The sequence below is a fragment of the Isoptericola dokdonensis DS-3 genome, from assembly GCF_001636295.1.
GTDB lineage: Bacteria > Actinomycetota > Actinomycetes > Actinomycetales > Cellulomonadaceae > Isoptericola > Isoptericola dokdonensis.
Map to the genome: position 1 here is coordinate 1176174 of NZ_CP014209.1, position 21686 is coordinate 1197859.

Sequence of the window (21686 nt, forward strand, 5' to 3'; positions counted from 1 at the left end):
ACCCCGTCGAGGCGATTCCGGCGCGGCTCAGGACCCGGCGCGCCCGTCGGCGAGCCCGCGGGCGTACGCCTCGGCCGTGCCCTCGCGGAACAGGTCGTCCGGACCCGTGCGCACCAGCGACCGCGCCCGTGGACCGCCGTCGGCGCCGCCCAGGACGAACCGCCCTGCCCCCCGCACCACCGCGACCGCCCGACCGCTGGCCTTGCCCCGCACGAGCTCCGAGGCCGCGGCGAGCTCGTCGGCCACGGCCGTCACCGTCACCGTCAGCGCGCGCCCGTGGCTGTCGACGCCGCCGCGCAGGTCGTCGAGCACCCGCAGGCCCGCCGAGCCGATCGCGACGTCGGTGACGCCGTCGCGCCAGGTGCGGCCCGCGGTGTCCGTCACCAGGACCGCGAGCCGGTCGAGCCCGAACCGGGCCCGCCACGCGGCCCGCAGCGCGCGGGCGGTCGCGTCCGGGTCGAGCGGCAGCAGCAGCACCGTGCCCTCGGGGGTGTTCGAGGCGTCCACCCCGGCCGCGGCCATGACGAGGCCGAGCCGGTTCTCCACGATCCGCAACGGCGGAGCGCCGGGGCGCTCCCGTGTCGCGACGACCCGCACCGTCTCGTCGGTGATCGCCTGCTCACGGTCGGCGGCGGCCACGACGCGCCCCTCGGCCTTGGAGACGATCTTGGACGTGACGACGACGACGTCCCCCTCGGCCAGGGCGTCGCCCGACCGGGCGGCGTCGGCGGCCAGGAGGTCGCCGACCAGCGCCGCGAGGTCGTCGCCGGGGCGCACCTCCCCCAGGCCGGACGGCGCCCACAGGCTCAGGCGGGCTTCGCCCAGCACCTCGGGACGCTCCGGGACGGTCACCGGACGAGCTTCGGCAGCACCTCGCGACCGAAGACCTCGATCCACTCCCGCTGGTTGCGCCCGACGTTGTGCAGGTAGATGCGGTCGAAGCCGAGGTCGACGTACTTCTGGATGGCGGCGCGGTGCTCGTCCGGGTCGGCCGAGATCACCATGCGGCCCTCGAAGTCCTCGGGGCGCACCAGCTTGGCCATCTGCGCGAAGTCGTGCGGCGAGCGGATGTCCGCCTTGGGGAACTTCATGCCACCGTTCGGCCACTCCGTCATGGCGTTCGCGAGCGCCTCCTCGTCCGTCTCCGCCCACGACATGTGCACCTGGAGCACCTTGGGCATGCCCTCGGGGTCGCGGCCGGACTCCTTGACGCCGGCGTCGAAGCGGCCGAAGAGCATCTCGATCTTCTCCAGCGGCGCGCCGACGGTGATGAGGCCGTCGGCGTGCTTGCCCGCACGCTTGGCGGTGATCGGGCCCGCCGTGGCCACCAGGATCTCGGGGGCGACCTCCGGCATGGTCCACAGCCGGGTGGACTCCAGCTTGAAGAACTGCCCCGAGTGCTTGACGTCCTTGCCCTCCAGGCCGGACGCGAAGAGCTTCTTGATGACGTCGATCGCCTCGAACATGCGGTTGATGCGCTCCGGCGCCTCGGGCCAGTAGCCCGCGGTGACGTGCTCGTTGAGGGCCTCACCGGAGCCGAGGCCGAGCCAGTGCCGACCCGGGTACATCGCGGCGAGCGTCGCCGACGCCTGCGCGACCACCGCGGGGTGGAACCGGAACGACGGGCACGTGACGCCGGGGCCGAGGTCGCCGCGGGTGCGCTCGCCGAGGGCCGACAGGACGTTCCACACGAACGCCGCCTCGCCCTGCTGCGGGACCCACGGCTGGAAGTGGTCCGCGGCCATCACGCCGGAGAAGCCGTGCTCCTCCGCGTACGCCGACAGCGCGACCACGTCGGTGGGGTGGAACTGCTCGAGCATCGCGGCATAGCCGATGGTGAGATCAGGAGCCATACGACCGAGCCTATCCCCGGCGCGGTGGTCCCCACCGCCGGACGGCGAGGGGGACGTCACCGCAGGTTCTTGGCGAAGAAGTGCGTCGCGTGGGGGTTGTCGCTGTAGCGCTCGATGCTCCGGTAGCCGGCCCGCTCGTACATCGCCACCGCCTCGGTCAGCGCCCCGTTGGTGTCGAGCCGCACGACGTCGTGGCCCAGGTCGCGCGCCGCACCCTCCAGGTGCCGCAGCAGCCGGGAGCCCAGACCGGCACCGCGCCACGCGTCGTCGACCCACATCCGCTTGATCTCCGCCGCGCCGTCCTCGAGGGGCTGCACGCCCCCGCAGGCCACCGGGACGCCGTCCGACACCGCCACGACGAAAGCCCCCCGGGGTGCCACGAGATGCTCGGCGTCCGCCGCGAGCGCGGCGTCGACGTCCAAGGTCTCGCCGCCGCCGATGCGCGCACCGACCTCGTCGAAGAAGGCCACGACCGCGCGCCGCGCCAGGGCCGAGGTGGGCGGGACGGGCTCGATCGCGACCGTGGCGGCACGCACGAGCAGGTCCGCCTCCGCCAGCGCGGCCGAGAGCCGGTCGCGCTGGCGCGCCGTCAACGGGGCGATCAGGTCGCGCGCGCGGTCCGCCGAGCGCTCCTCCAGCTCGCCCCACGTGCGCCGGCCGGCCGCCGTGAGCTCCACCCTGCGTCGACGGCGGTCGCCCGGGTCGGGTTCGACGCGCACCAGGCCGTCGGCCTCCAGCCGGCGCAGCAACCTGCTGAGATAGCCCGAGTCCAGGCCCAGCCGGGAGCGCAGGTCGCGGGCGGTGCCCGGTTCGACGCCGATCTCGTAGAGGAGCCGGGCCGTGCCGAGCGCCATGCCGAGGCCCAGGAAGGACTCCTCGAGCGCGCCGACGCGCTGCGTGTAGCTGCGGTTGAACCGGCGTACGACGTCGGTGTGCTCCGGCTGCACGGTGCTGGGGTCGGGGGCGCGGGGGACGTCCGGGGCGGCGCGGGCGACGAGGGTCGCCGGGCTCGGGTCGATGGCCATGTCTCGGATCATAGTCAGAGAATTTCGGGGGGCGGGACCAGGTGTCGACGAGCCCCGGCCGTCTGGGACAATGGCTGACCATGAGCGACTTCCCGACTCCCGGGGCGCCCGCGGCGCCCGAGCAGACCTCCGCAGCGAACCCGACCACCGGCGCGGTAGCCGGCGACGTCGTGCGCGCGGTGGTCCGGGAGGTACCGGACAAGGTCTCGCTGGACGGCCTCGAGGCGCGGTACGACGAGCGCTGGACGAGCGAGGGCACGTTCGCGTTCGACCGCACGCGCACCCGCGACGAGGTGTACTCCATCGACACCCCGCCGCCCACGGTGTCCGGCTCGCTGCACGTGGGCCACGTGTTCAGCTACACGCACACCGACGTCGTGGCGCGCTACCAGCGCATGCAGGGCAAGGAGGTGTTCTACCCCATGGGGTGGGACGACAACGGCCTGCCCACCGAGCGTCGCGTGCAGAACTACTTCGGCGTGCGCTGCGACCCGTCGCTGCCGTACGTCGAGGGTTTCGTCCCGCCGCACCAGGGCACCGACGGCAAGAACGTCAAGCCGGGCGACCAGGTGCCGGTGAGCCGACGCAACTTCATCGAGCTGTGCGAGCGGCTCACCGCCGACGACGAGCGTCAGTTCGAGGAGCTGTGGCGCAAGCTCGGCCTGTCCGTCGACTGGTCGCAGACCTACCAGACCATCGACGCCACCTCCCGCGCCGCCTCCCAGCGCGCGTTCCTGCGCAACCTGGAGCGTGGGGAGGCCTACCAGGCCGAGGCCCCTGGACTGTGGGACGTCACGTTCCAGACGGCGGTCGCCCAGGCCGAGCTCGAGGCCCGCGAGTACCCCGGCCACTACCACCGCGTGGCGTTCCACCGCCCCGACGGCACCCCGGTCCACATCGAGACCACCCGGCCGGAGCTGCTGCCCGCCGTCGTCGCGCTCATCGCGCACCCCGACGACGAGCGCTACCAGGACCTGTTCGGCACCACCGTGACCTCGCCGCTGTTCGGCGTCGAGATCCCGGTGCTCGCGCACCCCGCCGCCGCCATGGACAAGGGCGCCGGCATCGCCATGTGCTGCACCTTCGGCGACCTCACCGACGTGCAGTGGTGGCGCGAGCTCCAGCTGCCCACCCGCTCGGTGGTCCAGCGTGACGGCCGCCTGTCGCGCGAGACGCCGGAGTGGATCGCCGCCGGGCCCGGCGCCGAGCTCTTCTCCGAGCAGCTCGCCGGCAAGACCGCCTTCTCCGCCCGCAGCGCCGTCGTCGACGCCCTGCGCGCCTCCGGCGACCTCGACGGCGAGCCGAAGGCCACGCAGCGCATGACGAACTTCTACGAGAAGGGCGACAAGCCCCTCGAGATCGTCACGTCGCGCCAGTGGTACATCCGCAACGGCGGTCGCGCGTGGGACCGGCGCGACCTCAAGGACGAGCTGCTCGGCCGCGGCAAGGAGCTCGACTTCCACCCCGACTTCATGCGGGTGCGGTACGACAACTGGGTCGGCGGCCTCAACGGCGACTGGCTCATCTCGCGCCAGCGGTTCTTCGGCGTGGCGGTGCCCGTCTGGTACGGCGTCGACGAGCACGGCGACGTCGACCACGACCGCGTCATCCTCCCGACCGAGGCCGAGCTGCCCGTCGACCCGACGTCGCAGGCCCCGGCCGGCTACGACGAGTCCCAGCGCGGCGTGCCCGGCGGCTTCGTCGGCGACGCGGACGTCATGGACACCTGGGCGACGTCGTCGCTGTCCCCGCTCATCGTGTCGGGCTGGGAGCGCGACGCCGACCTCTTCGAGCGCGTCTACCCGATGGACCTGCGCCCGCAGGGCCAGGACATCATCCGCACCTGGCTGTTCTCCTCCGTCGTGCGCTCGCACCTCGAGTGCGGCGTGCTGCCGTGGAAGAACGCCGCCATCAGCGGCTGGATCCTCGACCCGGACCGCAAGAAGATGTCCAAGTCGAAGGGCAACGTCGTCACGCCGATGGACCTGCTGGTCGAGCACGGTTCCGACGCGGTGCGCTACTGGGCCGCCGCGGCGCGCCTCGGCACGGACGCGGCGTTCGAGGTCGGCCAGATGAAGATCGGCCGCCGCCTCGCGATCAAGGTCCTCAACGCCTCCAAGTTCGCCCTGACGTTCGGGGTGGACGCCGAGACCGGCGCCGGCGAGATCGTCCTCGACCCCGCCGCGGTGACCGTGGGCCTGGACCGGGCGATGCTCGCCGGGCTCGCGGACGTCGTCGAGCAGGCCACGGCCGCGTTCGACGCCTACGACCACACCCGCGCGCTCGAGGTCACCGAGTCGTTCTTCTGGACGTTCTGCGACGACTACCTCGAGCTCGTCAAGGACCGCGCCTACGGCGCCGGTGCCGCGGCGGGCGAGGTGAGCGCCGAGACGGTCTCCGCCCGCACCGCCCTGGCGCTGGCGCTCGACGTCATGCTGCGTCTGCTCGCGCCGTTCATCCCGTTCGCCACCGAGGAGGTCTGGTCCTGGTGGCGCACCGGCTCGGTGCACCGCGCGCCGTGGCCCGTCGCCGCCCCCCTGCGCACGGCCGCGGGCGACGCCAACCCCACCGACCTCGCGGCGGCCGGCCACGCCCTGGCCGCGCTGCGGAAGCTCAAGTCGGCGGCCAAGGTGTCCATGAAGACGCCCGTCCTGTCCGGCACCGTCGCGGCTCCCGCCACGCTCCTGCCGGGCGTCCGCTCCGCGCTGGAGGACATCCGTGGCGCCGGTCGGGTCGAGGGCCCGCTCGGGCTCGTCGAGGCGACCGACGGCCAGGGCGATCCGGACGTCCAGGGCGGCATCGTCGTCGTCGAGCACGAGCTCGGCGAGCCGCCGGTGAAGCAGCCGCGCGCCTGACGCGAGTCGGCGCACACCGGCGCGAGTCAGCGCAGAGGGCCCCGCTCGGGAACGAGCGGGGCCCTCGTGCGTCCGACGACGTGCGGCTACAGGTTGTGCAGACGGCGTCCGTCACCACTCATCGACACCGCCGACTCGTGCGGCGTCCCGCCGTCCGACCAGCGCAGCGTGGCACCGACGCCGTCCATCAGCTCGACGGAGCCGGGCGGTGCGAACGTCAGGCCGGCGTCCTGCGCGACCGCGGCCCGCATCAGCGCGGACGCCGCCGGCAGCTCCTGGAGCCCGTCGCCCACCCCCTGCCCCGTCAGCTCCGCCCGGGCGACGGCGATGTGCATCGGCTCCGGGCCGATCCACAGGTTCCGACCGTCGAGGAGCCCCCCGAACCCGGGGCTGTCGGCGTCACCCGCGGCCCATCGCCGCAGCGCCGACGCCGCGGCGTCCGCCAGCTCCTCCGACAGCACCAGCTGCTTCACCTGTCCACGGGCGAGCACCTGGACGACGTCGTCGATGCTCGTCACCGCACCGTCACCGCGTCCGAGCCCCTGCCGCAGCTCGGCGATCACCTGCTCACGGCGACGCTCCCGGAACGAGTCCAGCGCGTCGGCGAGGGCCTCGGCGAACGCCGCCTGGCGGACGCCCGGGCCCCGACCGCCGCCGGCGACCTCCACGGTCAGGCGTGACGCACCCTGACCGAGCGCACCCTTGACCAGGTTGACCGCACGCACGTCGCCGCTGATCAGCACGATCTCGGGGCGCTCCTCGGCGACCCGGCGGTCGATCTCCGCCGCCACCGCCTCGGCGTTGCGGCGCCACGAGTCCTCCGCGCGCGACTCGATCGTCGCGCGCTTAACGGTGGTGCTGCTGGTCTTGGAGACCTCGTCGTGCGGCCCCTCGAACGCCTCCACGGGTCCGGTGGCGAACCCGTCGGAACCGACCCGGCAGAAGTCGGCCCCCAGGCGGTCCACGGTCACGCACACGGCGTCGACCGTCTCGTCGGCGGATCGCGCGGCCTGCAGCAGGGACGGCACCTCGTGCCAGAGGCCGGTCGTCACCGCCGGGGGCTCACGCAGGATGCGGTCGACCAGCACGCCCGTCGAGTCCGCGATGAGGACGCGCCCGTGGGTGCCGTGCACCCGCGTCGGGACGTCGACGGCGTCGTCCAGGTCGCTGAGCACCGTCGCCGGCGCTCCTTGCTTCTCCAGCGTGCGGCGCACCGCACGCCATCGGTTCGCGACGTCCTTGTCTCCTGCCTCGACCGAACGTGTCGCGTCGAGATACACCGTCGCGAAGGGTCCGGGATGTCCGACGAGCGGCTTGAGCCATCGGGTGGTCATGCAGAGGAGCCCCCTTCCGGGTCCGTCATCCGTGCCCCCAAGACTGCGACGGATCACGGCCGCGCGCCACCGCGCGCCGTGAGCATCCTGCAGGCCGGTGCACGACCTCGACGAAACGGTCACGACCGGCGGACGGGCGTCGTCGGACCGGTCCCGACGTGCGCTGACTCGGCGCCATCCACGCTGACTCGCGCCGATCCACGCTGACTCGGCGCCATCCACGCTGACTCGCGCCGATCCACGCTGACTCGGCGCCATCCGCGCTGACTCGCGGCAGCGGTGGGGCTCACTCACCCCTTCAAGAGTAGGTGTCCAGGGGCGGGGCGTCGCCGAGCCGGCGGCCGGCGGCGTGCTCGGCGGCGATGCGCTCGTGGTGGCGGATCACCTCGGAGACGATGAAGTTGCGGAACTGCTCGGCGAACTCCGGGTCGAGGCCGGCACCCGACGCGAGGGACTTGAGACGGTCGATCTGCTGCCGGTCGCGCTGCGGGTCCGCCGGCGGCATGCCGTTGGTCGCCTTGAGCTCCCCCACCCGGTGGGTCGCGCGGAAGCGCTCGGCGAGGAGGTGGACGAGTGCGGCGTCGATGTTGTCGATCGTGCCGCGCAGCTCGAGGATCTCGGCCGGCATGGGCCGCCCGCCGGCGGGCACGGGCGACTCGTCGAAAGGATCTGCCATGCCCTGATCCTAGGCCCGGGACCGACCTGTCGCGGCGCGGCGACGACCCGTGGACGGCCGGTCCCGGACGAGACCGGTCAGGCCGACTTGCGGTTCCGCACCGGGCCGGAGGTGCGCGGCACGATGGTCGGGTTGACGTTCTCCTCGACGGTCTCGCGGGTCACGACGACCCGTTCGACGTCGTCGCGGCTCGGCACGTCGAACATGACCTGTTGGAGGACCTCCTCCATGATCGCGCGCAGGCCGCGGGCTCCTGTCCCGCGCAGCAAGGCCTGCTCGGCGATGGCGTCGATCGCGTCGTCGTCGAACCCGAGCTCCACACCGTCGATCTCGAACATGCGCTGGTACTGCTTGACGAGGGCGTTGCGCGGCTCGGTGAGGATGCGCACGAGCGCCTCCCGGTCGAGCGGGGAGACCGCCGCGATGACGGGCAGCCGCCCGATGAACTCGGGGATGAGGCCGTACTTGTGCAGGTCCTCGGGCCGGACCTCGGCGAAGAGGTCCTCGTCGACCGTGGACTCCATCGGCGCGGAGAACCCGATGCCCCGCTTGCGGGAGCGCGCGGCGATGATGTCGTCCAGGCCGGCGAACGCCCCCGCCACGATGAACAGCACGTTCGTCGTGTCGATCTGGATGAACTCCTGGTGCGGGTGCTTGCGACCGCCCTGCGGCGGCACGGACGCGCTGGTGCCCTCGATGATCTTCAGCAGGGCCTGCTGCACGCCCTCGCCCGACACGTCGCGCGTGATCGACGGGTTCTCCGCCTTGCGGGCGACCTTGTCGACCTCGTCGATGTAGATGATGCCCGTCTCGGCCTTCTTGACGTCGTAGTCGGCGGCCTGGATGAGCTTGAGCAGGATGTTCTCGACGTCCTCGCCCACGTAGCCCGCCTCGGTGAGGGCCGTGGCGTCCGCGATGGCGAACGGGACGTTGAGCATCTTCGCGAGCGTCTGCGCCAGGTAGGTCTTGCCGGTGCCCGTGGGCCCGACGAGCAGGATGTTCGACTTCGCGATCTCGACGCCGTCGTCGTCCTTCGCGGCGGGCGGTGCCGCCTGGACCCGCTTGTAGTGGTTGTAGACGGCGACGGCGAGCGCGCGCTTGGCGCCGTCCTGGCCGATGACGTACTGCTCGAGGAACGAGAAGATCTCCCGAGGCTTGGGCAGCTCGGTCAGCCCCAGCTCCGTGGCCTCGCCGAGCTCCTCCTCGATGATCTCGTTGCAGAGCTCGATGCACTCGTCGCAGATGTACACGGCGGGACCGGCGATGAGCTTCTTGACCTGCTTCTGGGACTTCCCGCAGAACGAGCACTTGAGCAGGTCTGCACCGTCACCGATTCGAGCCACCATGGGCCTCCCTTGTCTCGAGCGCTTCCGCGTCCATTCCACACCACCGCGGGCCCGTTGTCAGCAGAGTTCCCCCGGTGTGGCGCGACCCGGGTGCCGCGACGTGCGCGGCGACCCGGGTCGCGTGGTGCTCCACCGCCTGGTCAGCGGGCCAGGTGGGCGGGCTTGCGGGACTCCAGCACCTGGTCGACCAGGCCGTAGTCCTTCGCCTGCGCGGCCGTGAGGATCTTGTCGCGCTCGATGTCCTCGCGCACCTGCTCCTCGTCCCGGCCGGTGTGCTGGGCCAGCGTGTGCTCGAGCCACTCGCGCATGCGGATGAGCTCGTTGGCGTGGATCTCGATGTCGGACGCCTGCGCGTAGCCGCCACCCTCCATCGCCGGCTGGTGGATGAGCACGCGGGCGTTCGGCAGCGCCAGACGCTTGCCGGGCTGCCCGGCGGCCAGCAGGACCGCCGCCGCGGACGCGGCCTGGCCCAGGCAGACCGTCTGCACCTGCGGCTTGATGAACTGCATCGTGTCGTACAGGGCGGTCATCGCGGTGAACGAGCCGCCCGGGGAGTTGATGTAGATCATGATGTCGCGGTCCGGGTCCTGGGACTCCAGGACCAGCAGCTGCGCCATGATGTCGTCGGCCGACGCGTCGTCGACCTGGACGCCCATGAAGATGATGCGGTCCTCGAACAGCTTGGTGTACGGGTCCTGGCGCTTGAAGCCGTACGGCGTGCGCTCCTCGAACTGCGGCAGGACGTACCGCGACGTCGGCGCGGCGGCGCTCGAACCGAACGGCAGCGCGACACCGCCGGGACGACCAGCGGCACCGGCCAGCCGCTGCGCCGTCATGGCGAACTGGTACTCGGGTGAGTAGCTCATGGTTCTCCTCGGATGAAGTCTGAAGGGTGGCGTCGGGGCGTCAGTCGGCGTTCGTGCCGCCACCGCCCGCGACCGCCGAGGCGTTGGTCACGACGTGGTCGACGAAGCCGTACTCCAGCGCCTCGGGAGCGGTGAACCAGGAGTCGCGGTCGTTGTCCTTGAGGATCTTCTCCAGCGGCTGGCCGGTCTGCTCGGCCGTCAGCTCGGACAGCACCTGCTTCATGTGCATGATGAGCTGCGCGTTGATGCGGACGTCGGTGGCCGTGCCGCCGATGCCGCCCGACGGCTGGTGCATCATCACGCGGGCGTGCGGGGTGGCGTAGCGCTTGCCCTTCGCGCCCGAGGAGAGCAGGAACTGGCCCATCGAGGCGGCCATGCCCATCGCGACGGTGGCGACGTCCGGCTGGATGTACTGCATGGTGTCGTAGATCGCCATGCCGGCCGTGATCGAGCCGCCCGGGGAGTTGATGTAGAGGTAGATGTCCTTGTTCGGGTCCTCGGCCGCGAGGAGCATCATCTGCGCGCAGATCGCGTTCGCGTTGTCGTCGCGCACCTCCGACCCCAGCCAGATGATGCGCTCCTTGAGGAGTCGGTTGTAGATCGAGTCGTTGAGGCCGAGGCCCTGGGCCTCGCCCCGAGCCACAGGTGCGGCCACGTCCGTCCGCAGCATGTTCACGTCCGTCTCCTTCGGTTCGCTGTCGCTCGACCCTAACGTGCGCCCCTGCCCCGAAGAGTCCCGGAACGCGCCGGTTTCGCTGCTGGCGCACAGGGGGCGGCGGGCCGCTCCCGGGGACGACGACGGCCCGCGCCCTCCGTGCGGAGGACGCGGGCCATCGCGGCGACGCGGGGCGTCAGGCCTTGGTGGCCTCGTCGGCCGAGTCGGCGGACTCGGGCGAGGAGTCGGCGGACTCCGCGGAGTCGACCGAGTCGGCGGACTCCTCGTCGGCGACGGCGGCAGCCTCCGCGGCGTCGTCCTCCTCGGAACCGATGAACTCCGACAGGTCGACGACGTTGCCCTCGCCGTCCTTGACGACGACGTCGCGCAGCGCGACGGCGAGCGACTTCGAGCGGGCGACCTCGCCGACCATGGCGGGGATCTGACCGGACTGGTCGAGCGAGGAGATGAACTCCTGCGGCTCCATGCCGTACTGGCGCGACGCCTGGACCAGGTACTCGATGAGCTCGCCCTGGCCGACCTTGACCTCGAGCTTCTCGGCGAGGGTGTCGAGCAGGATCTGGTTCGTGATCGCCTTGGTGGCGTCCACGGTGACCTCGGCACGGTGCTCGTCGTCCTCCAGGCGACCCTCGGACTCGAGGTGACGGTGCACCTCGGCCTCGACGACGCCGGCCGGGACGGGGATCTCGACGGCCTCGAGCAGCTTCTCCAGCAGGGCGTCGCGGGCGGCGACGGCCTGGTCGGAGGTCTTGGCGGACGCGACCTGCTCGCGCAGGTCGGCCTCGAGCTCGGCGAGCGTGTCGAACTCCGACGCCATCTGCGCGAAGTCGTCGTCCGCCTCGGGCAGCTCGCGCTCCTTGACGGAGGTCGCGGTGACGGTGACCGACGACTCCTCGCCCTGGTGCTCGCCACCGGCGAGCTCGGTCGCGAAGGTGGTGGTCTCGCCGGCCGAGAGGCCGGTGAGCGCCTCGTCCAGACCGTCGAGCATGTTGCCCGAGCCGATCTGGTAGGAGACGCCGGAGACCGAGTCGATCTCCTCCTCGCCGATGACGGCCTTGAGGTCGATGACGACGTAGTCGCCCTCGACGGCCGGGCGGTCGACGCCCACGAGGGTGCCGAAGCGCTCGCGCAGGGCGTCGAGACGCTCGGTCACGTCGGCGTCGGAGACCTCCGTGGACTCCACGGTGAGCTCCAGGCCGGACAGCTCGGGCAGCTCGATCTCCGGGCGGATCTCGACCTCGGCGGTGAAGGTCAGCTGGCCCTCGCCCGCCTTGGCGGGGATCTCGGTGACCTCGACCTCGGGCTGGCCCAGCGGACGCAGCGACTCGGCGGTGACGGCGTCGCGGTAGAAGCCGGACAGGCCGTCGTTGACGGCGTGCTCGACGACGGCGCCCCAGCCGACGCGCTGGTCGATGATGCGCGGCGGGACCTTGCCCTTGCGGAAGCCGGGGATGTTCACCTGCTCCGCGATGTGCTGGTAGGCGTGGTCGATGCTCGGCTTGAGCTCGTCGTACTCCACCTCGACGGTCAGCTTGACCTTGGTGGGATCCAGGGTCTCGACGGCGCTCTTCACTTCGATGTACTCCAACGTGTCGGGTGCGTGCGCGCGCGTCGTCCCGGCGGACCGGGGAGATGGTTGCGGCGCGTGATGCTGGGCAGGCCGCCGGTACGACAGGCGTACGGGCAACCCGTCGATCATACGGCACCGGCCCGTGCGGCCGACAGGGCGCCGGCGGTGGGATGTGCCACTGCCCACGCCGTCCGGGCGGTCCGCCGCCGGGTCAGTCGCGGCGGCGGGGCCGGACCCGGGTGTGCGCCCGTTGCCCCTGCCTGCCGAACAGGCTGAGCAGCTCCACCGCGCCGTCGTCGGCGGGACCGAACCAGTGCGGCACGCGGGTGTCGAACTCGGCCGCCTCCCCCGGGCCCATCACGACGTCGTGATGACCGAGCACGAGACGCAGACGTCCGGACAGCACGTACAGCCACTCGTAGCCCTCGTGCGTGCGCGGGTCGGGCGCCGGGCGCGAGCCCGGCTCCAGCACGAGCTTGTACGCACCGATCTCGGTGGCTCCGGGCGTCAGCGCGATGCTGGTCATGCCGTCCCCGGCGACCGGGCGCAGGTGGACGCGCGGGTCGCCGGTCGTGGGGGCGTCGACCAGGTCGTCGAGCGTGACGCCGTGCGCGCGGGCGAGCGGGAGCAGCAGCTCCAGGGTGGGGCGTCGCGACCCCGACTCCAGCCGCGACAGGGTGCTGACCGAGATGCCCGTGCGCTGCGAGACCTGCGCGAGCGTCAGACCGGCGCCGGTGCGCAGGGTGCGCAGCCGTGCCCCGACCGTGCCGAGCGCGGCAGCGAGCTCGTCGCGCCCGTCGTCCGCCGCGGCGTCGGGCGCGTCGCCCGTGGGCCTGGTGTCGTCCGCCATGAGCCCATCTTGCCAGAACGGCAACGGACGTTGCCGATGACCGTTCGCGAAGGCAGGCTCGGACCATGACCGAGAACCTCGAACCCCGCCACGACGTCGTCGTGGTCGGCGGCGGTGCCGCCGGCCTGTCCGGAGCCCTCACCCTGGCCCGCGCACGCTGGCGCACCCTCGTCGTCGACGCCGGCGAGCCGCGCAACGCCCCCGCCGGCGCGGTGCACGGCCTCCTCGGCCGCGAGGGCACCGCCCCGGCCGACCTGCTCGCCACCGGCCGCGCGGAGGTGCGCGCCGTCGGTGGGCACCTCGTCGCCGGGCGCGTGGCCGACGCCGTCCGCGACGACGACCCGACCCACCCGTTCCGCGTGACGCTCGCCGACGGCCGCGAGACCCGGGCCCGGCGCGTGCTGATGGCCACCGGTCTCGTGGACGAGCTCCCGGCCGTCCCCGGACTCGCGGAGCGCTGGGGCCGCGACGTCCTGCACTGCCCGTTCTGCCACGGCTACGAGGTGCGCGACCAGCGCCTCGGCGTGCTCGCGACCGGCCCGCACGCGGTCCGCCAGGCGCTGCTGTTCCGGCAGTGGAGCCCGCACGTCACCCTGCTCACGCACACCGCCGGGGCCGTCGCCGCCGAGGACGCCGCCCGGCTCGCCCACCGGGGCGTCGAGGTCCGCGGCGGCGAGGTGGCGCGGCTCGACGTCGTCGACGACCGCCTGACCGGCGTCGTGCTGGCCGACGGGTCGCGGGTCGACCTCGACGCCGTCGTCGTCGGCACCACGGTGCGCGTGCGCACCGACGGGCTCGCCGGGCTGGGCCTCCAGGTCGCACCCCACCCGTCCGGCATGGGCGAGCACGTCGTCGCGGACCCCACGGGGCGAACGTCCGTGCCGGGCGTCTGGGTGGCGGGCAACGTGGCGAACCTCGCCGCACAGGTGGGCAACGCCGCGGCCGAGGGCGCCTGGGCCGCCGCCCAGCTCACCATGGACCTCATCGAGGAGGACTCCGCCGTCCCGGCCGCGCGGTGACCGGCGCGAGCCTCAGTAGCCGCCTGTGGAGAGCGCCGCGAGGCCGAGGACGAAGAGCAGGAGGGTCCCGGCCCCCACCCAGCCGAGCACGATGCCGGCGATCGCGATCCCGCGACCGTCCTGCGGGGCCTCGGCGGGGGCACGGCGGATCTGGGCCAGGGCCACGTACCCGAAGATCAGCGCGAGGATGCTGCCCGCCCAGTACAGCCACAGGATGCCCAGGATCAGCGAGGTGATCGCCAGGCCGTTGGTCCGCCGGACCGGGTACGCCCCGTACGGGGACGGCTGGGCGTACGGCTGCTGGGCGTACGGCTCCTGCGGGTACTGCCCCGGTATCGGCACCGGGGCGCCAGGCAGAGCAGCGGCCTGCGGGTAGGGCGGGGCGTTCGGGGCCGTGGGCGGCGCGTACGGCGCCGGAGCGGGCGGGCTCACCGGGGTGTCCGTGGACGACCGCGGGCCCTCGGCCGGGGTGCCGGTCGAGTACGGCGCCGGGAGGGGCTGCGTCCCCTGGTCCTGCGGGTGGCCCGCCGACGGCGGGGCGTACGGGTCGTTCGGGTCGCTCACGGGTGCTCCGGTCCGGGTCGAGGCGGTTCCCCGCGAGCCTATCGGCAGGTCACGACACCGAGGAGGGCTGCAGCCCAGGTTCATCCGGTGCCGCGACGGTGAGCACCACCCCGGCGACCGCGGGGTGCGCGACGACCTGCCGCTCGATCGCGTCGAGGCGCCGCCCCACGGACGACTCGACGTCGTCGCCCGTGAGGTCGACGGCGGCCACGAGGTACACCGACCGCGGCCCGACGAACTCCAGGCGCAGGTAGGTGACACGGTCGACGTCGGGCAGGGCGAGCAGGCTCGTCAGCGCGGCGTCCCGGACCTCGGGCCGCGTCACCTCACCGACGAGGAACCGGCGGTTGCGGTCGATGAGGACGACGGCGACGACGCCGAGCAGGAGGCCGATGACGATCGACCCCACGGCGTCGGGCACGGCCGACCCGGTGAGCTGGTGGGCGAGCACGCCCGCGAAGGCCACGACGAGCCCGATCAGGGCCGCGGCGTCCTCGGCCACGACGGCGCGCAGCGTCGGGTCGGAGGTGCCGACGACGTGGTCGAGGACGTCCTGGCGGGACTCCCGCGCCCCGGCGCGCGCCTGCCGCACCGCCTGCAGGAACGAGACGCCCTCCAGCACGAACGCGACGCCCAGCACCGCGTACGCGATCCCGAGGTTCTCCGCCGGCTCCGGGTGCACCAGCTCCTGGATGCCGTGCACCACGGACACGCCCGCGCCGACGGCGAACAGCCCGATCGCCGCGAACATCGACCAGACGTAGGCCTCGCGCCCGTGGCCGAGAGGGTGGTCCCGGTCCGCCGGGCGGCGGGCGCGCCTGCCGGCGATCAGCAGGAACACCTCGTTGCCGGCGTCGGCCCACGAGTGCACCGCCTCGGCGAGCATCGACGCCGACCCGGTGACGACAGCCGCTGCCGTCTTCGCCACGGCGATGAGCAGGTTGGCGACGAACGCGACCACGACGGTCAGCGTGCTCTCCCCGCCCTGCTCGCTCTCGACGACACGGGCGCTCTTCGGCCCCTCGACGGCCTGCGACGATTCCGGCATGGAGCCGGTCTACCAGCGACGACGGCGTCGCGCACGGGCGGGCTACCGCACGGGCCGGTAGCGCTGGGCGACCACGCCCGACCGGAGCTCGTGGCGATCCACCAGCTCGAGCCGGACGCGCTCGTGCAGACCTGCGAGCAACGTGGGGCCGTGCCCGGCGAGGACCGGCTGCACGAGGAACACGTACTCGTCGATCAGCCCCAGGTCCGCGAGCGCCAGGGGAAGGGTGACGCCACCCACGGAGAGGTACTCCCCCGGCTCCTCCTTGAGCCGCCGGACGGCCTCCCCCAGGTCACCGCGCACCAGCTCGGCGTTCCAGTCGACGTCGTCCAGCGTGCTCGACACGACGTACTTCTTCTTCGGGTCGAGGGCCTCGGCGAAGGGGGTCTCCCACTCGCCCATCCAGTCGGGCCACGTGCCCGTGGCCGGCCGCCGCCACGCCGCCTCCATCATCTCGTAGGTCACCCGGCCGAACAGGACGGCGCCGGCCTCCTCCATCTCCTGCGTCCAGTACCGCATCGACTCCTCGTCGGGCGGGAGCCCGGCCTCGTGGTGGCAGCAGCCGTCGAGCGTGACGTTGATCGAGTAGCGAAGCGGTCTCATCTTCCAGGTCTCCCTCGACGTGCGGGCGTTCTCACCGGACCGTGGAGGAGACCGTCGTCGACGCCGGTTCTCATCGGCGTCCGGGCAGGTGGAGTCGCCGCACCGACCAGTAGGGTGAGCCCGTGCCCCGTGAACGCCCCGCTGCCGCCGGTCCCGTCGAGGTGCGCGGAGCGCGTCTCGCCGACGAGTTCGACCGCGCCGCCGACCGTTACGACCTGCTGACCCGGCTCAACCCCGGCTACCTCCGCGCCCTGAGCACCGCGGCGGGCGAGCTGGTCTCGCGGCTGCGGCGGCGCGGTGGCGACGGGCCGCTCGTCCTGTGGGACCTCGGCTGCGGCTCGGGGCTGTCCACGCGGGCCCTCGTCGACGCAGCGGGCGAGGACGCCCGCATCGTCGGGGTGGACGCGTCCGCCGGGATGCTCGGCCGCGCCGAGGTCAAGTCCTGGCCCGACGGCGTGGCGTTCGTGCAGGCCTTCGCCCAGGACCTGCCCGAGGTGGCGCGCGAGCACGGGCATCGCGACGCGGACGGCGTGTTCGCCGCGTACCTGCTGCGCAACGTCCCCGAGGGGCAGCGCGACGAGGTCGTGGCCGCGATCCGCGACCAGGTGCGGCCCGGCGGGTGGATCGCCCTGCAGGACTACCACGTCAAGGACCGCCGGGTGGCCACGGCCGTGTGGTCCGCCGTCTGCTGGGGTGTCGTCATGCCGTTGTCGGCCGTCGTGCGGGGCAACCCGGCGATCTACCGCTACCTGTGGCGCAGCGTCGTCGACAACGACAGCACCACCCAGCTCCAGGCCCGCCTCGAGCGGGCGGGCTTCACCGACATCACCTGGCACACCGGCACCGGCTGGCAGCGCGGGATCCTGCACACCGTCCTGGCGCGGCGACCCGACGCCGACGCGGCATGAGCCGGCCCGTCCCGCCGGGCCGTGACCGCGGCGCCGTCCTCCACCCGGCCGCACCCGGTGCCGAGCGCGTCCGCGACGGCGAGCACGTCGTCGTCGTCGGGGGCGGCATCGCCGGCCTCGCCGCGGCGACGATCCTCGCGGAGCGCGGGGTGCGCGTGACGCTGCTGGAGGCGTGCGACCAGCTCGGCGGCCGGGTCCGCGCCTGGCCGGTCGAGGCCCCCGCCGAGGACGCGGACGACGCGGCCGACGACGGCGCCCGCACCGGCAGGACGATGAGTCGCGGCTTCCACGCCTTCTTCCGGCAGTACTACACGCTGCGCGCGCTGCTGCGTCGCGCCGACCCGGAGCTCGCCCACCTGGTCCCGGTGCCCGACTACCCCTTGCGCCGCGGCGACGGGCTCACCGACAGCTTCGCGGCGCTGCCGCTGACCCCGCCGGTCAACCTCGTGGCGTTCGTCGTGCGCAGCCCGACCTTCCCGGTCTCCGCCCTGCCCCAGGTGCACCTGCCCAGCGCTCTCGAGCTGGTCTCGGTCTCCTACCCCGAGAGCCACGAGCGCTACGACGGCGAGTCCGCGCAGGACTTCCTCGACCGGCTGCGCTTTCCCGAGGGCGCTCGGCACCTCGCCCTGGAGGTCTTCGCCCGGTCGTTCTTCGCGCACCCGACCGACTTCGGTGCCGGCGAGCTGGTCGGCATGTTCCACACCTACTTCGCGGGGTCGTCGGAGGGTCTGCTCTTCGACGTCCCCGACGACGACTACGACACCGCCCTGTGGGCCCCCCTGGGCCGGTACCTCGGCGACCTCGGGGTGGACGTGCGCACCGGCACGCGGGCGGAGTCGCTCGCGCAGGACGAGGACGGGTCGTGGCGGGTGCGGACCGCGTCCGGGGAGCTCACCGCGGACGCCGTCGTGGTCGCCACCGACCCGCGCGTCGCGCGCGAGCTGCTGGCGCCTCTCGCGGACGAGCGCCCCGGCACGGCCGGACCCGAGCGCGAGGACTGGCACCGGCGGGTCGCCGCGGGGCGCAACGCGCCGCCGTTCGCCGTGCTGCGGCTGTGGCTGGACGGTCCGGTCGCACCGGAACGAGAGGCCTTCCTGGGTACCAGCGGCTACGACCTGCTCGACAACGTCACCGTCCTCGAGCGCTTCGAGCAGGGGGCGGCCGACTGGGCTCGCGAGCACGGCGGCTCGGTCGTGGAGCTGCACGGCTACGCCGTCGACCCGGAGCGGGACCCCGACCTCGCCGGGGACGGGCCGCGCGGGCTGGACGCGCAGCGGCTGCGCTCCCGGCTCCTCGACGCCCTCCACGAGGTCTACCCCGAGACCCGCGGACGCCGGGTGGTCCACGAGGAGCTGCTCGTCGAGGACGACTGCGGCCTGGTGGGCACGGGCCCGTGGCGCGACCGGCTGACCGTCGACACCCCGTACCCGGGCCTGGCGCTGGCCGGGGACGGCCTGCGGGTCGACTGGCCGATCGCCCTCATGGAGCGCGCCGCGGTGACGGGTGTGCTCGCGGCCAACCACCTGCTCCAGGGGTGGGGGGTGCGCGGCGAGGACGTCTGGACCGTCCCGCTGCAGGGCGTGCTCAAGCGCCGGCCGGACCTGTCGGTGGCGCGCGCCGCCGTCGCCCGGACCGCGCGGTCCGCGCGCGCTCGCGTCCCCCTCGGCCGGCGATGACGGGCCGACGGCGCGCGGTACGCCCGGGCGAACCGAGCACCCCCCGCGTGGAGCGGCAGGGCGCCGACGGCAGCCGCGGGGTGAGCACCGTGTGGCGCATCCGGTCGCTCGAGACCGGGCGGCAGGTGCTGCGCGCGCGGCACGCCACGACCCAGGCCGGGTTCACCGCCGAGGCCATCCCCCAGGGCCAGCTGAAGCACCACCCGATCCTCGTCTCCGACGGACCGCTCCACGACGAGCAGCGCAGCAAGGTCGCCCGCTTCTTCGCCCCCGTGGTGGTGGCCGACCGCTACACCGCGCAGATGGAGGAGTGCGCCGACCGCCTGCTCGGGCAGACCGGGCCGGGTGGCCGCGTCGTGCTCGACGAGCTCGCGCTGCACTACACGGTCGAGGTGACGGCCGAGGTCGTCGGCCTGACGGAGTCGTCGGTGCCGCGCATGTCACGCCGGCTGGTCAGCTTCTTCCGCCAGCCGCCCTTCGACATCACGCGCCGCGACCTGGGCCGCACCCGACGCCAGTGGATGCGCGCGGCGTGGAACGGGCTCCTGCCGGTCGGGCGCTTCTACCTGGCGGACGTGCGCCCGGCGGTCCGGGAGCGCCGACGGGAGCGCCGCGACGACGTCATCAGCCACCTGATCGACGAGGGCTACACGGACGTCGACATCCTCGTCGAGTGCGTCACCTACGGCACGGCCGGCATGGTCACCACGCGCGAGTTCGTCACGATGGCCGCGTGGCACCTGCTGCGCGAGGACGCCCTGCGTGAGCGGTACATCGTCGCCGGGGAGCAGGAACGCTTCGCGATCCTGCACGAGATCATCCGGCTCGAACCGGTCGTCGGGCACCTCTACCGTCGCGCGCAGGAACCGATCGACGTCACCGACGGCGACGACTCGTGGACGATCGAGGCCGGTGACCTCGTCGACGTGTGCGTCCGGTCCGCCAACGCCGACCCGCAGGCCCTCGACGAGGACGGCCTGGACCTCTGCCCGGGCCGCACCCTGCCGCGGGGCGTCAACGCCGCCGGGCTGAGCTTCGGCGACGGCGCCCACCGGTGCCCGGGGCAGCCGCTGGCGATCCTGGAGTCCGACCGGCTGCTGACCCGGCTCCTGGCGCGTTCCCCGCGGGTCGTGCGCGAGCCCGAGATCGGCTGGGACGACCTCATCGAGGGCTACACGCTGCGCGGGCTCGAGCTGGAGCTGCCGGCCGTCTCGGCCGGGAGCCGGTGACGGAAGGTCCACGACGTCAGGGCCGTGACGAGCATCGCCAGCAGCACCCCGGTGAAGATGTGCACGGACCGCAGGTCCCCGCCGAGCTCGCCCAGCGCGAGCTGCACCGCCACCAGTACTGCCACCGCCACGGCGAGGGCCACGTTGACCGGACCCGCGGAACGGCGGAGCACGACGTAGAGGACGGCGCTCAGGACGGCGACGGCCAGCGTGACCCACGCGCCCGCCTGGTGGTTCGGGAGGTACTGCGGCTGCCCGCCGAGGAACGCCGCCGCCCAGCCCGCCTGCCCGACGACGCAGGCCAGGACGACGGTGGCCGCGCTGCGCAGCCAGATCAGGTGGGGGTGCGGCAGGGCGGGCAGGCGCGACCTGGGTGCTGCGCTCATGTCGCTCTCCTTCCGACATAGGGTGTGGCCCGGAGGTGGACGTGACGGACGTGGCAGTGGTCGGGCTGGGCCCCGCGGGGCGTGCCCTCGCCTCGCGGTGCGCGGCCCACGGCCTGTCGGTGCTCGCGGTCGACCCGCGGCCCGGCGCGGTGTGGACGCCCACCTACGGTATCTGGGCCGACGAGCTCGGCGACCTGCCCGCCTCCGTCGTCCGTGCGCGCGCGGCGAACCCCGAGCTGCGGTCGCGCGGTGTGCACCCGCTGGAGCGCGCCTACCTGGTCCTCGACAACGCGGCCCTGCAGGCGGCCCTGCCCCTGGACGGCGTCGAGGTCCGCACCGGACGCCTCGACGACGCCCAGGTCGCCGCCCTGCGCGACGAGGCCCGCGTGGTGGTGGACGCCCGTGGCCCGCGCCCGGGCGGGCTGCGCGCCGACGACCCGGCGCCGATGCAGACCGCGTACGGCGTCGTCGTGCCGGCCGAGGCCGCCGCACCGGCCCTCCAGGGGGCCGAGTCGCTGCTCATGGACTGGCGCACCGACTGGTCGGAGCACGAGCACCCGACGGCCACCCCGTCCTTCCTCTACGCCGTCCCCGTGGGCGAGGGCCGGATGCTGCTCGAGGAGACCTGCCTGGCCGCCGCACCGGAGCTGCCGGTCGCGGAGCTGCGGACGCGGCTCCGACGCCGCCTGCTGGCCCGGGGGGTCGACCCGGCCGTCGTGGACGACCCGCTCGAGCGGGAGGTCGTGCGTATCCCCATGCGGGGGCGGGATGCTCCCCCGCCCCCGGGCGTCCTGGCTGTCGGGACCGCAGGACGCGGCGGGCACCGGATCACCGGCTACTCCGTCGCGCACTCGCTGCGCCGGGCCGACCCGCTCGCGCAGGCCCTCGCCCAGGGTGACGCGCCGGCCGACGCCGACCCGATGGACGCCGCCGAACGCCTCCGGGAGATCGGCCTGCGCGCGCTGCTGCGGCTGAGCACGCCGGGCACGCTGGAGCTGTTCGAGGGCTTCGGCCGCCTGCCCGCCTCCCGTCGGCGCGACCTCCTCTCCCGCAGGTCCGGTGCAGGCGAGGTGGCGCGTGCCATGTGGGGGATGTTCGCGGCGATGCCCGTGGCCGCCCAGGCCGAGCTCGTCCGCGCCTCGGCGGGCGTCCCCCGGCGACGCGCCTGACCCGACGCGCCGCACTACGCAGGGCCATGCCGT

Annotated in this window: 20 protein-coding genes; 6 read left to right on the plus strand and 14 right to left on the minus strand. The window is 73.5% G+C overall.

The window, feature by feature from the left end; all coding sequences use genetic code 11:
• Positions 1–27: 27 nt before the first annotated feature.
• Genes cofE through I598_RS05610 form a run of 3 tightly spaced genes read right to left on the minus strand, consistent with a single transcriptional unit; the run spans position 28 to position 2878 of the window.
• Entirely contained in the window at positions 28–852 is an 825-nt protein-coding gene (gene cofE, locus I598_RS05600) for a coenzyme F420-0:L-glutamate ligase (RefSeq protein ID WP_232314272.1), read from the minus strand.
• Entirely contained in the window at positions 849–1853 is a 1005-nt protein-coding gene (locus tag I598_RS05605) for a TIGR03557 family F420-dependent LLM class oxidoreductase (protein ID WP_068202017.1), read from the minus strand. Before I598_RS05605 ends, cofE begins: the two co-directional genes overlap by 4 nt.
• Positions 1854–1909: 56 nt before the next feature.
• Entirely contained in the window at positions 1910–2878 is a 969-nt protein-coding gene (locus tag I598_RS05610; RefSeq protein ID WP_083973547.1) for a bifunctional helix-turn-helix transcriptional regulator/GNAT family N-acetyltransferase, read from the minus strand.
• Positions 2879–2958: 80 nt separating this feature from the next.
• On the opposite strand from I598_RS05610, the gene valS reads away from it, so the two are divergent.
• Entirely contained in the window at positions 2959–5733 is a 2775-nt protein-coding gene (valS, locus tag I598_RS05615; protein ID WP_083972914.1) for a valine--tRNA ligase, read from the plus strand.
• Positions 5734–5819: 86 nt separating this feature from the next.
• Here the strand turns inward: valS and I598_RS05620 are convergent, their stop codons facing one another.
• The 7 genes from I598_RS05620 to I598_RS05650 form a co-directional block, all read right to left on the minus strand.
• Positions 5820–7067 (minus strand): baeRF2 domain-containing protein, encoded by a 1248-nt coding sequence (locus tag I598_RS05620; protein WP_068202019.1) that lies wholly within the window; start codon positions 7065–7067, stop codon positions 5820–5822.
• Positions 7068–7365: 298 nt separating this feature from the next.
• Positions 7366–7743 (minus strand): chorismate mutase, encoded by a 378-nt coding sequence (locus I598_RS05625; protein WP_068202021.1) that lies wholly within the window; start codon positions 7741–7743, stop codon positions 7366–7368.
• Between the two features lie 77 nt (positions 7744–7820).
• Complete coding sequence (gene clpX, locus I598_RS05630) at positions 7821–9086, minus strand: ATP-dependent Clp protease ATP-binding subunit ClpX (RefSeq protein ID WP_068204993.1); 1266 nt, start codon at positions 9084–9086, stop codon at positions 7821–7823.
• A gap of 143 nt (positions 9087–9229) precedes the next feature.
• Entirely contained in the window at positions 9230–9955 is a 726-nt protein-coding gene (locus tag I598_RS05635) for an ATP-dependent Clp protease proteolytic subunit (RefSeq protein WP_068202023.1), read from the minus strand.
• 40 nt (positions 9956–9995) lie between these two features.
• Positions 9996–10625, minus strand: a complete 630-nt coding sequence (locus tag I598_RS05640) for an ATP-dependent Clp protease proteolytic subunit (RefSeq protein ID WP_068204995.1) — start codon at positions 10623–10625, stop codon at positions 9996–9998.
• A gap of 181 nt (positions 10626–10806) precedes the next feature.
• Entirely contained in the window at positions 10807–12204 is a 1398-nt protein-coding gene (tig, locus tag I598_RS05645) for a trigger factor (RefSeq protein ID WP_068202026.1), read from the minus strand.
• A 208-nt stretch (positions 12205–12412) separates the two neighbouring features.
• The gene (locus tag I598_RS05650; protein ID WP_068202028.1) at positions 12413–13051 is read right to left on the minus strand and encodes a helix-turn-helix domain-containing protein; all 639 of its coding nucleotides are present in this window, start codon (positions 13049–13051) and stop codon (positions 12413–12415) included.
• A gap of 65 nt (positions 13052–13116) precedes the next feature.
• On the opposite strand from I598_RS05650, the gene I598_RS05655 reads away from it, so the two are divergent.
• Entirely contained in the window at positions 13117–14070 is a 954-nt protein-coding gene (locus tag I598_RS05655) for an NAD(P)/FAD-dependent oxidoreductase (protein ID WP_068202030.1), read from the plus strand.
• A gap of 12 nt (positions 14071–14082) precedes the next feature.
• On the opposite strand, the gene I598_RS05660 is transcribed toward I598_RS05655, so the two are convergent.
• Genes I598_RS05660 through I598_RS05670 form a run of 3 tightly spaced genes read right to left on the minus strand, consistent with a single transcriptional unit; the run spans position 14083 to position 16285 of the window.
• Positions 14083–14634: a DUF4190 domain-containing protein gene (locus I598_RS05660; protein WP_068202032.1), complete on the minus strand. Its 552-nt coding sequence runs from the start codon at positions 14632–14634 to the stop codon at positions 14083–14085.
• 49 nt (positions 14635–14683) lie between these two features.
• Positions 14684–15682, minus strand: coding sequence for a cation diffusion facilitator family transporter (locus I598_RS05665; RefSeq protein ID WP_083972918.1), 999 nt, complete (start codon positions 15680–15682; stop codon positions 14684–14686).
• 42 nt (positions 15683–15724) lie between these two features.
• Positions 15725–16285: a dihydrofolate reductase family protein gene (locus I598_RS05670; RefSeq protein WP_068202035.1), complete on the minus strand. Its 561-nt coding sequence runs from the start codon at positions 16283–16285 to the stop codon at positions 15725–15727.
• 122 nt (positions 16286–16407) lie between these two features.
• On the opposite strand from I598_RS05670, the gene I598_RS05675 reads away from it, so the two are divergent.
• The 3 genes from I598_RS05675 to I598_RS05685 are packed head-to-tail and all read left to right on the plus strand — an operon-like array spanning position 16408 to position 20098.
• Positions 16408–17193 (plus strand): methyltransferase domain-containing protein, encoded by a 786-nt coding sequence (locus I598_RS05675; RefSeq protein WP_198155758.1) that lies wholly within the window; start codon positions 16408–16410, stop codon positions 17191–17193.
• Positions 17190–18869: an FAD-dependent oxidoreductase gene (locus tag I598_RS05680; protein WP_083972920.1), complete on the plus strand. Its 1680-nt coding sequence runs from the start codon at positions 17190–17192 to the stop codon at positions 18867–18869. The genes I598_RS05675 and I598_RS05680 overlap by 4 nt, the downstream gene beginning before the upstream one ends.
• 47 nt (positions 18870–18916) lie before the next feature.
• Positions 18917–20098: a cytochrome P450 gene (locus tag I598_RS05685; protein WP_232314273.1), complete on the plus strand. Its 1182-nt coding sequence runs from the start codon at positions 18917–18919 to the stop codon at positions 20096–20098.
• Here the strand turns inward: I598_RS05685 and I598_RS17580 are convergent.
• Entirely contained in the window at positions 20041–20484 is a 444-nt protein-coding gene (locus I598_RS17580) for a hypothetical protein (protein WP_157557161.1), read from the minus strand. The genes I598_RS05685 and I598_RS17580 overlap by 58 nt on opposite strands.
• Positions 20485–20525: 41 nt before the next feature.
• On the opposite strand from I598_RS17580, the gene I598_RS05690 reads away from it, so the two are divergent.
• Positions 20526–21653 (plus strand): lycopene cyclase family protein, encoded by a 1128-nt coding sequence (locus I598_RS05690; protein WP_198155759.1) that lies wholly within the window; start codon positions 20526–20528, stop codon positions 21651–21653.
• Positions 21654–21686: the final 33 nt, after the last annotated feature.

Excerpts from the sequence above, each read along its gene's own strand:
- I598_RS05655 (WP_068202030.1), top strand. The coding sequence starts at position 13,117 with ATGACCGAGAACCTCGAACCCCGCCACGACGTCGTCGTGGTCGGCGGC.
- I598_RS05670 (WP_068202035.1), bottom strand. The coding sequence starts at position 16,285 with ATGAGACCGCTTCGCTACTCGATCAACGTCACGCTCGACGGCTGCTGC.
- I598_RS05610 (WP_083973547.1), bottom strand. The coding sequence starts at position 2,878 with ATGGCCATCGACCCGAGCCCGGCGACCCTCGTCGCCCGCGCCGCCCCG.
- I598_RS05620 (WP_068202019.1), bottom strand. The coding sequence starts at position 7,067 with ATGACCACCCGATGGCTCAAGCCGCTCGTCGGACATCCCGGACCCTTC.
- I598_RS05650 (WP_068202028.1), bottom strand. The coding sequence starts at position 13,051 with ATGGCGGACGACACCAGGCCCACGGGCGACGCGCCCGACGCCGCGGCG.
- I598_RS05605 (WP_068202017.1), bottom strand. The coding sequence starts at position 1,853 with ATGGCTCCTGATCTCACCATCGGCTATGCCGCGATGCTCGAGCAGTTC.
- I598_RS17580 (WP_157557161.1), bottom strand. The coding sequence starts at position 20,484 with ATGAGCGCAGCACCCAGGTCGCGCCTGCCCGCCCTGCCGCACCCCCAC.
- I598_RS05665 (WP_083972918.1), bottom strand. The coding sequence starts at position 15,682 with ATGCCGGAATCGTCGCAGGCCGTCGAGGGGCCGAAGAGCGCCCGTGTC.
- I598_RS05640 (WP_068204995.1), bottom strand. The coding sequence starts at position 10,625 with ATGCTGCGGACGGACGTGGCCGCACCTGTGGCTCGGGGCGAGGCCCAG.
- I598_RS05635 (WP_068202023.1), bottom strand. The coding sequence starts at position 9,955 with ATGAGCTACTCACCCGAGTACCAGTTCGCCATGACGGCGCAGCGGCTG.
- valS (WP_083972914.1), top strand. The coding sequence starts at position 2,959 with ATGAGCGACTTCCCGACTCCCGGGGCGCCCGCGGCGCCCGAGCAGACC.
- I598_RS05680 (WP_083972920.1), top strand. The coding sequence starts at position 17,190 with ATGAGCCGGCCCGTCCCGCCGGGCCGTGACCGCGGCGCCGTCCTCCAC.
- I598_RS05625 (WP_068202021.1), bottom strand. The coding sequence starts at position 7,743 with ATGGCAGATCCTTTCGACGAGTCGCCCGTGCCCGCCGGCGGGCGGCCC.